Raw genomic sequence first — 14,755 nt, 5'->3', positions numbered from 1 at the left:
TAACAGCTTATGAAAACACAACCTATCGAAACACAGACTGTCAAACGATTGATTACTGACCAATGGGCTTTTTGTTTCAATACCCAATGCCCGCTTGCCTCACAATGTTTTCGACAAATCTCTATGCAGTACAAAGATGCTGATCTCCACCAAGGACTTGCCATCTATCCCGATGCTATCAACAATGGAGATTGTCATTATTTCGTGCGCTTGAAAATGGTGAAAACAGCATGGGGAATGAACAATATTTTGAAGCAATTGGAGTGTGGTAAAATTGGCGAAGTGCGTCAACAGTTGATCAATTATTTGGGCAGTATTTCCACCTTCTACCGTTATAACCGAGGAGAAAAACATTTGTCTTCCGAACAACAGCAAGCGATTGCTGGTATGCTTAAAGACAAAGGGTGTTCTTATGTCACATTCGACCATTATGAAGATGAATACATGCTGACAGATCAGCCTATTGAATAAGTGTCAACCATGCAGGCGTATAAGTCTTTGCCCAACGTTTGATATGAGTCGTTTCCAACGTTGAAAAAACATCTTTCCAACGTTGAAAGAACATCTTTCTAACGTTTGACAATACTTTTATCCAACGTTTGACAATACCTTTATCCAACGTTTGACAATACTTTTATCTAACGTTTGATAATACCTTTATCCAACGTTTGATAATACTTTTGTCAGGTATGTGGCAAAGGACTGAAAATGTTGGATAGCCATAAAAGATACGGGCACCTGTATGGGGAAATAAACATAAGTTATTGAACAACAAATAAATATAAACACTATGAAATTCACAATTACAAGACGAAATACAAAAAACAGACAGACCTTGAGAACCGTTGACATCGTGAAATGGATGGAGCAAATTGCACATGATGATGCGCAACAGACTGTGGGAAAATTTCGAGAAGAGGTTGCCGACAGTATTTTGGGCTACGACTTTCATCGTGCCATCCCCACTTGGCGCCATGTATTCCCTGCTGCTGAATTTACAAAAGACAGCAACGGCAACCTTATGATGACCCGTAACAATGGTATTCTTATGTTGTATTTTGATGACATTATAGGGAAAGAATCACTCGAAAAAGCCAAGACAAATGCCGCTTTTCTGCCCTCTACCTACCTTGTGGTGACCGCTGCAGATGCTAAGGGCATCGTGGTGTTGGTGCGCTATGCCGATGAAAATGGCATGTTGCCTACTGATGAAGAAGTGGCAAAACACCTCTACCGTCAGGCAGCAGCACGCATCCGACCGCTCTATCTCTCACAGATTGAAGGAAAAGGGGCGAAGGAAGTATCTACTTTGTATGATAATTTCCTCAACACTCTCGATGCCCATCCATATTACAATCCTCAGGCGATACCGCTTTGCGTGAATCGCTATGAGGTAGATTGTCAATCTGATATGTTGGATATGCCATCGCCTGTGAAAGTCGATGATGCAACGGAAAATCCGCTTTCGGAGATTAAGCGTATGATTGCCTATTTTGACAGTCACTACGACTTTCGCTATAATGATCTGATGAAATATACCGAGTATCTGAATCGGCAGAAAGCGTATTACGACTTCCAACCACTCGATGAACGCGTGAAAAAACGCATGGCGGTCGAACTCCTTCTGGCAGGAATCAATGTCTCCTATAAAGATGTGAGAAATTATCTTGAGTCGGATATCATACGCAAATACAATCCTATGGACCATTATCTCTACCGACTGCATGGAAAATGGGACGGACAAGACCATATCGGAGCATTGGCACGAACCGTGCCAACCGCCAATCCACACTGGGAAACATGGTTTCGCATCTGGTTTCTCGCCATGGTCAACCAATGGCGAGGACAGTATAACCGACGATATGGCAACAGTATGGTGCCTCTGCTCATTTCGCCACAGGGTTACCATAAGAGTACGTTTTGTCGCAGTTTGCTACCGCCCGAACTGCAATGGGGCTATAACGACAATCTTTTACTCAACGAGAAACGCCAGGTGTTGCAGGCTATGTCGCAGTTTCTGCTGATCAATCTCGACGAGTTCAACCAGATATCGCCCAAGGTGCAACAGGGTTTTCTGAAAAACCTCATCCAGTTGTCTAATATCAAGATCAAACGCGCTTATGGCACTCATGTTGAGGAATTTCCGCGTCTCGCCTCGTTTATTGCCACCAGCAATATGGACGATATCTTGGCAGATCCGTCAGGCAATCGCCGTTTTATGGCTATCGAGTTGACTGCTCCTATACGTGTGGATTGTCGTCCCAACCACGAACAACTTTATGCACAGGCAGTTGAGGCAATAGAAAATGGTGAGAAAACATGGTTTGACGAGGAACAAACTAAACTGGTCATGGAAAACAACGAGCGGTTTACCACCATCATCCCTGTTGAACAGTGTTTCGCAGCATGTTTCTCACCGGCAGCCAATGAGATGGAGGGTGAGTATCTGTCAGTAGCAAAAATCTATGCCGAACTGAAAACTCGGTTCGGCAGTGGCTTGAGTGTGGCGAATATACAAACACTTGGTCGTCACTTGAAACAGATTGCTGGTTTCAAAAGACGCAGAACCAAATACAGCACTGACTATCTTGTGAAACGCCTGTGAGGAACTAATCAATCTATGGTGTTCGATGGGTGTTCGATAAATGCGTTATAAACACCATCGAACACCATATAGTTTGTTGTATGTCAATGTATTAGCAAAATGTGGTGTTCGGTGTTCAAATATTTCTTGAAAACTAAATTTATGTACGGCGGTCAGGGCTTTGACCACGCGAAACATCTTTGCTGATAGCAACGGTTAGAAGAACAATGTGCTGCTACTGGATGCGATGCTCTGGATGCATAACATCGCTGTAAATCAGATTCTTCTGTGCTTTAATACCTTTTGCCTTGAAGAGTTCTCTGACTGTGACAAAGCGGAAACCTTTGGCTTGCAGTATGGGGATGAGCTGATCGACAGCAGCAACAGTCTGTTCGTTGCCCTTGAAATCGTGGAGCAAGAAGATGATACCGTCACGTGCACAAGCTGTCAGGCGCTCTACACGCTGTTCGGCAGTAACATGGTCGAGCCAGTCTTCACAACCTTCACCACAGATGAATCCCAAATCGACATTATCATACAGTGTCTGGTTGACATTGATATATGGTGGACGGAAGAATACAGGCGCCTCACCCACATATTTCTCAACCAAAGCCGAAGTTGTCTTGATTTCTTTGCGGATAGAGTCGGGCGTGAGTTGCGACATTGGACTGTGGGTAAGACTATGGTTCTCAATCTCGTGGCCCTCGTCGTGGGCACGTTTCATCACTACGGCACTCTCTTCGGTGATATTGTTGCCAATGACGAAGAAAGAAGCCTTGACACCATGTTTCTTCAATACATCGAGCATGTGGACTGTAGTGGTGGTGTTGGGACCATCGTCAAAACTGAGGGCCACCAGTTTTTCCTGAGCGAGTAGAGTCATGGTCTGTATAGCCATAAACAATAGTAATGTTAGTTTTTTCATTTCTTTTATGTATAGGTTAGGCGGATGTTCCGCACTGGCAAAGGTACTATAAAAAAATGAATCGCACAATAGAATGTAGTAAAAACATATCCGTGCGGTGTGAAATCAAAACTCCACGTAGGGTTCCAAGCGTTTCAAATCATGTTCGCTGAATGCGGCAGAAAACTCTAAGTCTGCCAGCGAGTGGATCCGACCATAGAGCCGGCGATAGTCTATGATGTCTTTAGCCTGATAAAAATTGATGTAGGGGTGACGCCGCAAAGCAGAGAACGACAACTCGTTGATTTTCAGTTTGGCAGGATTGGGCTTGCTGATGACGAAATACTGTTTGGCCTGTTTGGGAAAATTCTCAATCTCGTCGAGTTGGTTGACATCCACATAGCCACCAATCCATTTACCATGGCGAATAATCTCCTTGGCATAGAACGTGCCGATGCCAGGCACTTGACGCAGCGTTTCCTCGCTGGCAGTGTTGAGCACGATGCGTTGGGTGTTGGTAATCTTCTTAATCCATTTCGTAGTGTCGCGATGCTGGTAGAGCGAGTCACGTCGCATACGAGAGGTGTCGCGTGGGTGACGGTCGTCGGCAAACAGTGATGCTGCCGACTGATAGTCTGCCGAGATGCGGATATAGGGTTCCAGTCGGCGGTAATCCTTGACGGTCAGTCCGTAAAGGCGAGCAAAATCGGCTTTAGTGCGATAGATGCCACCTTTCGACCTGTATTTATAAATGTTGCGCACCTGCCATGGGCGCAGTCCCAAACGGAGCAGTTGGGTAGAGTCGGCTGTGTTCGGATCAAACACAAACGACTCCACCCGCTGTCCTTGGGTGTGATAATAGCGATGCTTGGGCTTTTCTGGAGCTTCTTTACGTGCGCGTACCGATTCTGTATGGTTGTCGTCGGTCAGCACAAAAAGGATTCCCATCATGGCGATACCCACGATGAGCAACGAGATAATGACCCGGCGGTCGCTATATACCATGGCAATGCTTATTTGGCAGCCAGAACCTCTACTTCGACCAAAGCCCCTTTGGGCAGACGGTCAACGGCAACAGCCGAACGGGCAGGGTAGGGCTGAGCAAAAAACTCGGCATAAACCTCGTTCATGGCGGCAAAATCGTCCATAGAGTCGAGATAGACAGTGGTTTTTACCACATGACTCAAATCGGTGCCTGCGGCTTCGAGTACATGTTTGGCATTGGTGAGGCACTGGCGAGTCTGTTCCTTAACACCGCCTTCTACAAAGTTGCCGGTGGCAGGATCTACAGGAATCTGTCCAGATGCGAATACGAAACCGTTTACTTCGATGGCCTGACTGTAAGGGCCGATGGCTGCTGGTGCCTGTTCTGAATGGATTTGTTTCATTGTCTTTTTCTTGTTTTAGCCCCCAAGGGTCGTTAGACCATTAGGAGATGTTTGGGTTAGATATTTGTTTCTGGTCCAAAATTACTGCTTTTTCCGCAATAAACCATCATTGGCGGTGTTTTTTTCTATGTTACATGTATTTTTATATGAAAGTGTTAAAACCTCTATAAAACGACAGAAAATGGCCCAAAACCATCCTTTATATGGGGAAAATGTGTTGTTTGGTACATGATGAAAAGGTTTTGATACATGATATATCTCATATAAAGTGTATGTTACACACTGTAAACTGCTCGTGCGAAATACTTCGTAACTTTGCAATCAAACTAAACAAACCATTTAGACTCCAATGCAGTCTGGGTTATGTAAAACAGGAAAAACCATGGTACATGGTTTCCTAAAACTAAAAAAGAAGCAATGCAACTATTCAACTATTCAAAATCAATTCGGCTGTGGCTGATACTCCTGCTTTTTGCAAATGTTGCAAGAGCAGGGGCACAGACCACAACCGAATTGCCTGCTCTGAAGGTTAGCGGCAAACAGTTGGTTGATCCCACTGGTAAGGCTATTCAGCTGCACGGTGTGATGGATACCCCCAACCGCTATTTCAACGGATGGCGATGGCAATCGTGGAAGCCCGGTTACGACACAGCCGACATTCCACCATGTCTGAATTTCTTTGAGAAAATCTTCACGGCTATTACCGACAAGTCGCAAGGGTCTTATTGCAATGTGTTCCGTCTGCACATGGATCCTTGTTGGACCAATAGCGGAAATGCAACCAACGAGGCGGATATTTCTAAATTCTCGCTTGCTCGCTATAAGACTTTCCTCAATCAGCTTTATATACCTCTTATAAAGAAAGCGCTTGCCCACGGACTTTATGTCATTGTGCGCCCTCCGGGTGTTTGTCCGCAGAATATTAAGGTGGGTGATGGTTATCAGAATTATCTGAAGACCGTTTGGCAGGAATTTGCACAACATGAAGAGATTAAAGCGTTGGCAGGTAAAGTGTCTATTGAACTCGCCAACGAACCCGTCAATGTATATTCGGCTAATGGCGTAAAGTATGGTTATGACTATGGTAAAGGACAATTACTCGCTCCCAATGCCTTGCACGATTTCTTCCAACCCGTAGTAGATGTTATTCGTCAAGCAGGATTCACCGGAATAATCTGGGTGCCGGGTGCAGGTTATCAGTCGAACTATGTGGGCTATAAGGAGTATCCTATCAGTGATAATAACTTTGGTTATGCCGTTCATGTCTATTCTGGATGGTATGGCAACATTACCGATAATAACTGCAATCCACAGACTTTCATTACCAATTTTCATAATGATGTGCCTGTAGTGGATTTCAAACCCGTCATGGTGACCGAGATTGATTGGTCGCCGGAAGATCCTGGACGTACGTCGGAGGGACACTATAATGAGTGGAACCAATGGGTCGTTCCCAACTTTGGCAGTTGGGCAACTGGTTCGACGTCGAAATGGGGCGCAGCTTGGAAAGCCGTGCATGACCACTTCGGTAATATCGGTATGACACTCACCCATACCCATGACTATCTCGATATTGACGAATATCTCGCCAATGGCACTGTGCGACCAGCGTTCCAAAACGCGAAAAAATATAATCTCTTTGAGGAGTGCTGTGCCTATGCCTGTTTCCAATGGTATAAAGAGTGGTGGGAGAAGCAACAAAACGCTTCGGGCATCGGTTCGGTGGCTTCTTCGCAAGAAGTGGCTCACACCTATTATTATAATATAAGAGGTGAACAGGTGGAAAAACCGCAAAAGGGTGTTTATATCATCAAACAAGTGTTAAAGGACGGAACTGTGCGCAATCGCAAGGTGTTATCGTCTGAATAAAGTATTTGTTACTCTGTGAAAAGTGAAAACTATAGTAAATACGTAACTTTGTACGCAGAAATAAGCTTGTGAATTCAGCAACCTAAAACAAAATATGAATCAAAAATGAAAAAAACATGTGTAAACAAGTGTTAACAATGAAGCGTTCGCTCTCTTTGATCGCGATGCTGATGCTCTTCACTTTGGGCGCATTTGCCCAGAAGGGAATCACGGTCAAGGGTACGATCGTGGATGGTTCTGGTGAAAGTCTCATCGGAGCTACAGTGAGAATTAAGGGAGATGCCAGTTCGGGTACGGTTTCCGACTTCGACGGTAATTTCTCTATCAACGTGCCTTCTGAGGCTTCCGTTCTGGAATTCTCATACGTCGGCATGGTTACCAAGAGCGTGAAGGTTGGTAAGCAGCGCAATCTGCGTATCGAACTTTCTGACGATAACGCTCTGCAAGAGGTAATTGTTGTTGGTTTCGGTCAACAGAAGAAAGAGTCTGTGGTCGGTGCCATTACGCAAACCACGGCGAAAGTGTTGGAGCGCACCGGTGGTGTGACCAGTTTGGGACAGGCCTTGGCGGGTAACCTGCCTGGTGTTGTTACCATGCAGACTACTGGTCAGCCTGGTGATGAAGATCCAACCATCACCATTCGTGGTGTGACGTCGTGGAACAACAGTGCACCTCTTATCCTTGTCGATGGTATCGAGCGCCCCATGTCGAGCGTTGATATCAACTCCGTTGCTACCATCTCCGTGCTGAAGGACGCATCAGCCACAGCAGTATTCGGTGTACGTGGTGCCAACGGTGTAATTTTGATTACCACCAAACGTGGTGAAGAGGGCAAGGCTACGGTCAATGTTAGTGCAAGCACTACGCTGAAGAGTTATTCGAAGCTTCCTGATATGATGGATGCTTACGATGCGCTCAGTCTGCGTAATGATGTCATCGAGGCTGAGTTGCCCTACCGTCCTGAGGCTTGGGCTTACTATCTGACTCGTGACCGTATTAATAAGTATCGCCATCCTGCCAACCAGGAGGAGTTTGAACGTTATCCTAACGTAAACTGGGTCGATGAGTTGCTGAAGGACGTCGCAGTTTCGTATCAGGCTAACGTGAATATCTCTGGCGGTACTAAATTTGCCAAGTATTTCGCAAGTGTCGATTACGCTCATGAAGGTGACATCTATAAGAAGATGCCTTCACTTCGTGGTTACGACCCAGGATTTTCTTACGACCGTGTCAACGTGCGCAGCAACTTGGACTTCAATCTTACCAAGACAACTAAATTGCACGTAAACCTCTCTGGTTCACACGCAGTGAAGAAAGCTACACAGGGTCAGTATGAAAATCTCGTTTGGTCTGCTTTCTATGGTATCTCACCTGATGCCTTCCGTCCTATCTACAGCAATGGTGCTTTCGGTTACTATGCTCCGAACCCCGACCAGGCTGCTACCAACTCTATGATGGACTTGATCGTGAACGGTATCGGTTATACTACTAACGACCGTTTGAACACCGACTTCACCTTGGAACAAGACCTCGGCTTCATCACCAAGGGATTGCGTGCACAGGTACGTTTGGCATTCGACAACGCCTTCAATGAAACAGGCCGCGGTATTGATGATACCACCGACTGGGAGGATGACTTCACACAGTGGATTGACCCTGAGACCGGTAAGATTGTAACCAATGTTACTACCGACAAGAACTACAAGTTTGACTTTAAGAACAACAAGGCTTGGAAAACAGGTGCTGGTAAAGTGAACGACTGGATGTCATATCGTCGCTTGAACTATTCTGCACAGGTTAACTGGCAGCGTCAGTTCGGTCAGCACAACGTAGGTGCCATGGGTAACTTCAACCGTGAACAGTATGCTACCGGTAGCCAGCAGCCTTACTATCGTGAGAACTGGGTATTCCGTGCCACATACGACTATGCTCATAAATATATGATTGAGTATAACGGTGCGTACAACGGATCTGAGCTCTTCTCACCCGACAACCGTTTCGCATTCTTCAACTCAGGTGCTATCGGATGGACTATCAGTGAAGAGAAGTTCATGAAGGTGCTTCGCGATAAGCACATTATTGATATGTTGAAGTTCCGTGCTTCTTACGGTGAAATCGGTGACGACCAGGTGTCAAACCAGCGCTGGCTCTATATGGACCTCTGGGCTAACTCAGGTGCCTTCCGTCAGAACAGTACAGGTGTGGATCCTGCAAAGAGCCCCTATACTTGGTGGCAACAGACACAGTTTGGTAACCCCGACCTCCACTGGGAGAAAGCTAAGAAGCTCGACATCGCTGCCGACTTCGGATTCTTCGGTGGCCTGATCACTGGATCGTTCGACTACTTCAAGGAGAAGCGTTCCGATATTTTGATTACAGGTAACGACCGTGCCGTTCCTTCATACTTCGGCGGTGGTGCTCCTGCAGTCAATAAGGGTAAAGTGAACAGTGAAGGTTATGAAGTTGACATCCGCTTCAATAAACAACTCAATAAGGACTGGCGTCTCTGGGGTAACGTATCGTTCACCCACGCTAAGAGTGAAATCATCGACCGCGATGACCCAGAACTGAAACCTATCTACCAGAAGAACGCAGGCAAGGGTATCGGTCAGACCTACTGCTATGTTGACAAGGGCTACTATAACAACTGGGACGAACTCTATGGTAGTACCGCTCACGACCAAAACGACGACGAGCGTATGCCCGGTAACTATATCATCCTTGACTATGATGGTGACGGTAAGATTACCTCTAACGACTATATTCCTTACGGATTCACCAGTATCCCTCAGAATACCTGTAACTTCCAGATTGGTGTTGACTTCAAGGGATTCTCTGCTTTCGTACAGTTCTATGGCACCAACAACGTATCACGTTCAGTGGGCTTGAGCAGTCTCGGCGGTACACGTAACACCGCTTACCACGAAGGTAGCTATTGGACTAAGGAAAACCAGAACGGTGATGTGCCCCTGCCACGATGGCTGACTAAGAAGAGCCCATATACAGATGGTACACGCTTCATGTTCGACGGTTCATATCTCCGTCTGAAATATGCAGAAATCGCCTACACCTTCTCTAAGGAGAAATGGCTCCACTCACTTGGACTTCAGAGTCTGAAGCTTTTCGTCAACGGTAACAACCTCGCCCTCTGGACTGATATGCCAGACGACCGTGAGTCAAATACCGGTGGATGGAGTGCTTATCCTACTCAGAAGCGTTTCAACTTAGGTTTCAAAATCACACTTTAAACGCAAAGAAAATGAAGAAAACATTTATATATGTTCTTGGTGCACTTTTCTGCATGACACTCGGACTCAGCTCATGTACCGATTATCTGGATCGTGATGAGCAGACCGTGTTGTCGAAAGAAGACGCCTTCAAGAACTTCAAGAATTTCCAGGGATATGTCGAGGTGATGTATAACGTCATCCCCGATGTTGCCAAGCACTACTGGGTAAGCTCATTCAACTGGGGAGAAGATGAAATCATCACTACCGGTGCCGGCGAATATCTGGCTGGCTACTCAGTTGATAAAGGTTCATACCGCGACTTCCTTTACGGTTCGGGTAAAAACGGTAGTACTTTCTTGGACCGTGACTGGTCTATTGATCAGGGTTCCAACCAAGACGACCGTTTCAAGAAGTCACTCTGGGGTGGTGGATGGTATGCCATCCGTCAGGCAAACATCGGTCTGAAGGCCCTTGAAGATGGTATGCTCACTGATGCTACTCAGGAACAACGCAATTTTATCAAAGGTCAGTTGCTCTTCTTCCGTGCATGGTTCTATTTCGAACTGACTACCTATTGGGGAGGTCTGCCTTACATGACTGAACCTCTCAATCCACAGGAGCAGTTCAGACTTCCACGTATGAGCTATCAGGAGTGTGCAGACCACATGATTGCTGACTTCCGTGAAGCCGCTAAACTGTTGCCTGTCAATTGGGATGATACCGATACTGGTCGTCCTACCAAGGGTAACAACATCTTCCGTCCTAACAAGATCTGGGCACTCTCATATCTTGGTAAAGCTGCCCTCTATGCCGGTAGCCCACTGATGGTCAATGGAACAGACAACGATTTGCGCACTTATGATGCCAACTACTGTAAGATTGCTGCCGATGCGCTCGGTGAAGTGATCTCTATGGTGGATAAAGGCCAGTGCCAGTATAAACTTGTTGACTTTGCTGACTACAGCAAACTGTTCTATGAGCGTAAGGACTTCTTGATGCCTGGTTCTACCGAAGCTATCATGCGTAGCCCTTCATTCGGTGCTGACTCATACTGGCGCCAGATGAACTCATACCAGATCTCTGCTATCTGTAACGGTGACGGTATCATTCTCTGTCCTACTGCTAACTATGTAAACTACTATGGTATGGCTAACGGACAACCTCTCTATAACGAAGATGGAACTGTCAACGCTGCTTCTGGTTTCGATGAGCATCATCCTTGGAAAGGCCGCGACCCACGTTTCTATCACGACATTGTCTATGATGGTGTGAAGATGATCAAAAACGTGGCTGCCGATAAAGACAAGTATGGTCCTTACGAGTTTGCCAACTTCTATAATGGTGGTAATGGCGTGAACGACCCGAAGTCAACCTCACGTACTGGTTATCTGAACTATAAGTTTATACCCATCGGTGCTAACTTGGCCGACAACGACTATGGTTGGGGATTCCACATGCACCTCTCATGGCTGCGTTTGGCAGAGGTTTATCTGCTCTATGCAGAGGCTACTGCAGAGGGTTATGGAAGTGCCACAGCGAAAGCCAGTGGATGCAATCTCTCTGCCGAGGATGCTATCAATGTGATTCGTGACCGTGCAGGTGTGGCTCATGTTGATGCAAGCTTTACTGGTAGCGTAGAGAAGTTTATGAGTGAAGTACGCCGTGAGCGTGCTGTAGAGTTGGCTTTCGAAGGCCATCGCTTCAATGACCTCCGTCGTTGGAAACTCCTCACCGTTTATCCTTACACTATCAAGACCAAGCAGACATTTGACCGTGATCCAAGTGTGCCCTTCGATGGTAATGCACCAAAGGACAATGCTGTGGTCAACTTTGAACAGGAAGTTCTCGTGACACGTAAGCTTTCGGCTAAGCACTATTGGTTGCCATTCCGTATCGATGATGTTACGATGTATCCTGAATTCGGCCAGAATCCTGGTTGGTAATGGTAATATTAATGATTAAACAGAATAACAAATGAGACATATATATAAAGGACTTGCGTTGTGTGCAGCTTTGGTTGCAGGTTCAACAGGTGTTTATGCCCAAGAAGCCGAGACCGATACGCTCGACAAGGTGCAAGTGGCATTCCGCGCTGTCGATAAACAAGACCTTATGGGCGGTGTGTCGGTAATAGACATGAAGGAGATGGCCAAAAAGAACTATGCCACCAGCAGTATCGAGTATATCGAAAACGTGGTCGGCGGTGTCAATGGCGGTCTCTGGGGATATGGCGACTATCTCGTTGTGGTAGATGGAATGGTTCGCGATGCCAACAACGTGCTTCCACAGGAAATAGACCAAGTTACCCTGCTTAAAGGTTCGGCTGCCGTAGTGCTCTACGGACCACGTGCTGCTAAGGGTGTGTTGCAGATTACTACCAAGCGCGGACAGATGGGCGACCTCCGTATCAACGCACATGCTGACATGAGTATTGGTACTCCCATCTCGTTCCCCAAGTATCTGGGATCTGCTGAATATATGAGTTACTATAACCAAGCTCGTATCAATGACGGTTATGATAAGAACTATTCAGACGAGGAAATCTATAACTTCGCTTCTGGAAAGAATCCATACCGTTATCCTAACTTTGATATGTACGACAGCCAGTATCGTCGTGACTTCACCACTCGCTATGAGGGAATCGTCGAAGTTACCGGTGGTACAGAGCGTGTGAAGTACTACACTACTTTAGGTTACTATCGCAACAACGAACTGTTGAAGGTGGGTAATACCAAGGACAACTTTACCAGCCGTTTCTTCGTGCGTGGTAACATGGACGTGAAATTCAACGACTGGTTGTCTGCTAAGGCCGATGCTAATGTGACCTTCTACGATGCATTCGCTGCAAAGACTGATTGGTGGGGACAGGCCGCTACATTGCGTCCACATCTCGTTTCTCCATTGATTCCCATCAGCTTCATCGAGTCAACCGACAAAGTATCGCTCGGTTCGGTGATGAACAGTAACTACCTGCAAAATGGATTCTTCTTCGGTGGTACACAGTCGAACCCCACCAACCCTTATGCTGATGCTTTCGCAGCAGGTGACAACAAGTTTGTAAGTCGTCAGTTCCAGTTCAATACTGAGTTTGACATAAATCTCGCTGCACTGACACAGGGTCTGATGTTCCGTGCTAAATACGGTATCGACTATGCTTCTACCTACAACCAGGGTTATAGCAACAGCTATGCTACCTTCTCACCAACTTGGACTAACTATAACGGTCCTGACATGATTGGTAGCATCACCCAGTATGGTGAAGACAAGAAGACCGGTCAGCAGTATATCAGCGATTCTTCTTACCGCTATACTTATAATGTTAGCGGACAGTTTGATTGGGCTCGTACATTTGATGGCGTACACAACGTGTTCGCTATGGCACTCGCCAATGCTTGGCAGACTCAGCGCAATGGTCACTACCATCGCACTACCAATGCCAACCTCGGTTTGCAGTTGTCGTATAACTACGACCATACTTACTATTTTGACTTCAGCGCTGCTATGCCATATTCAACCAAGTTGCCTGCAGGCAACCGTGCTGCAATCTCTCCCACAGTGACTTTGGGATGGCGTCCTACTAAGGATGTGCTGAAAGATACTTTCGTAGATGATTTGATGGTGAACGTATCTGGTGGTATCATCAACCAGGATATCGACATCACTGCCAGCGATAACGAAGACGGATACTTCATGTATAAGACCATCTTACAGACCGGTGGATGGTATTCATGGGGTGACCTCGAAGGCGGTGCTGCTACTGAGTTCCAGCGTGGTGACAACTATGACATGGGCTTCGTAAAGCGTAAGGAGTTCTCTGTAGGTCTCCGCGGTTCGTTGCTCGATAAACTTATCACTTTTGACGTGAACTTCTTCACCAGTAAGATGGATGGTATGTTGACACGTGCTACTTCGCTCTTCCCGAACTACTTCACACAGACTGGTTATCCTACCTCTTCTATTATTCCTTATGTGAACTACAACATTGACAAACGTATTGGTGTTGACTTCAGTGTATATGGAAACAAGAAGATCGGTGAAGTGGATTTGAGCCTCGGTGTAAGCGGTACATGGTATAAGAGTACTGCCGACAAGCGCGACGAGAACATAGAGTTTGATTATCTCTCAGCTATTGGTCGTCCGCTCAACGGACTTTGGGGCTTGAAGAGCGATGGTTTCTTCAACTCACAGGAAGAAATCGATGCAGCTCCTGAGCAGACCTTCGGTGAGGTAAAACCTGGTGATATCAAGTATGTTGATATGAACAACGACGGTAAGATTGATGATAACGACCGCGTATTCCTCGGACGTTGGGACACTCCATTCCGCATGGGTCTGAACCTTACTGCTAAGTGGAAGAACTTCACCTTCTTTGCAATGGGTAACCTCTGGTTGGGTGGCCATGCCATGAAGAGCGACTCTTACTGGTGGGTTCGTGGTACAGGTAAGTACTCTGAGGTAGTTCGCAACGCTTGGACTCCCGAGACTGCTGCTACTGCCACTTATCCACGTCTGACCACTACCAATGGTGACAACAACTTCCGCTATTCAGACTTCTGGATGTACAGCACTGATCGCTTCAACCTCTCGCGCGTACAGATTACATACGCACTTCCAAGCAACCTCTTCGAAGGTTCGTTCGTACGTGGTATCGACGTTTATGTGGGTGGAAGCAACCTGCTGACCATTGCCAAGGAGCGTAAGATTCTGGAGACCAACATCGGTGGTGCACCTCAGATGCGCTCTTACAACATTGGTTTCAGAGCTTCGTTCTAATTAGTAA

General features: G+C 46.4%; 9 protein-coding genes. 6 read left to right on the top strand and 3 right to left on the bottom strand.

The window, feature by feature from the left end; genetic code table 11:
* Window positions 1–9: 9 nt before the first annotated feature.
* The gene (locus CIK89_RS06550) at window positions 10–471 is read left to right on the top strand and encodes a DUF6078 family protein (protein WP_094390591.1); all 462 of its coding nucleotides are present in this window, start codon (window positions 10–12) and stop codon (window positions 469–471) included.
* A gap of 319 nt (window positions 472–790) precedes the next feature.
* Window positions 791–2,605 carry a VapE domain-containing protein gene (locus tag CIK89_RS06545; protein ID WP_094390590.1) on the top strand — a complete coding sequence of 605 codons (1,815 nt, stop codon included), beginning with the start codon at window positions 791–793 and terminating at the stop codon, window positions 2,603–2,605.
* A 214-nt stretch (window positions 2,606–2,819) separates the two neighbouring features.
* On the opposite strand, the gene CIK89_RS06540 is transcribed toward CIK89_RS06545, so the two are convergent.
* The 3 genes from CIK89_RS06540 to CIK89_RS06530 all read right to left on the bottom strand — a co-directional run bounded on the left by CIK89_RS06540 (window position 2,820) and on the right by CIK89_RS06530 (window position 4,876).
* On the bottom strand, window positions 2,820–3,509 hold the full coding sequence (locus tag CIK89_RS06540) for a polysaccharide deacetylase family protein (protein ID WP_216820466.1): 690 nt from the start codon (window positions 3,507–3,509) through the stop codon (window positions 2,820–2,822).
* Between the two features lie 105 nt (window positions 3,510–3,614).
* Complete coding sequence (locus CIK89_RS06535) at window positions 3,615–4,493, bottom strand: helix-hairpin-helix domain-containing protein (protein ID WP_094390589.1); 879 nt, start codon at window positions 4,491–4,493, stop codon at window positions 3,615–3,617.
* 8 nt (window positions 4,494–4,501) lie between these two features.
* Window positions 4,502–4,876, bottom strand: a complete 375-nt coding sequence (locus CIK89_RS06530; RefSeq protein ID WP_094390588.1) for a RidA family protein — start codon at window positions 4,874–4,876, stop codon at window positions 4,502–4,504.
* A gap of 417 nt (window positions 4,877–5,293) precedes the next feature.
* Here CIK89_RS06530 and CIK89_RS06525 point away from each other — a divergent pair, with 417 nt between their 5' ends.
* From CIK89_RS06525 to CIK89_RS06510, 4 genes are all read left to right on the top strand, one after another.
* Window positions 5,294–6,745, top strand: a complete 1,452-nt coding sequence (locus CIK89_RS06525) for a cellulase family glycosylhydrolase (protein WP_094390587.1) — start codon at window positions 5,294–5,296, stop codon at window positions 6,743–6,745.
* Window positions 6,746–6,882: 137 nt separating this feature from the next.
* Window positions 6,883–9,993, top strand: coding sequence for a TonB-dependent receptor (locus tag CIK89_RS06520; protein WP_254046633.1), 3,111 nt, complete (start codon window positions 6,883–6,885; stop codon window positions 9,991–9,993).
* Window positions 9,994–10,004: 11 nt separating this feature from the next.
* Window positions 10,005–11,918: a RagB/SusD family nutrient uptake outer membrane protein gene (locus tag CIK89_RS06515; RefSeq protein WP_094390585.1), complete on the top strand. Its 1,914-nt coding sequence runs from the start codon at window positions 10,005–10,007 to the stop codon at window positions 11,916–11,918.
* 31 nt (window positions 11,919–11,949) lie between these two features.
* The gene (locus CIK89_RS06510) at window positions 11,950–14,748 is read left to right on the top strand and encodes a SusC/RagA family TonB-linked outer membrane protein (RefSeq protein ID WP_094390584.1); all 2,799 of its coding nucleotides are present in this window, start codon (window positions 11,950–11,952) and stop codon (window positions 14,746–14,748) included.
* The last annotated feature ends 7 nt before the right edge of the window (window positions 14,749–14,755 follow it).

The sequence above is a fragment of the Prevotella sp. P4-119 genome (genome assembly GCF_002251345.1).
Lineage (GTDB): Bacteria > Bacteroidota > Bacteroidia > Bacteroidales > Bacteroidaceae > Prevotella.
Note: the sequence above shows the minus strand (reverse complement) of the source record. Positions and strands in the feature narration are given on the sequence as shown.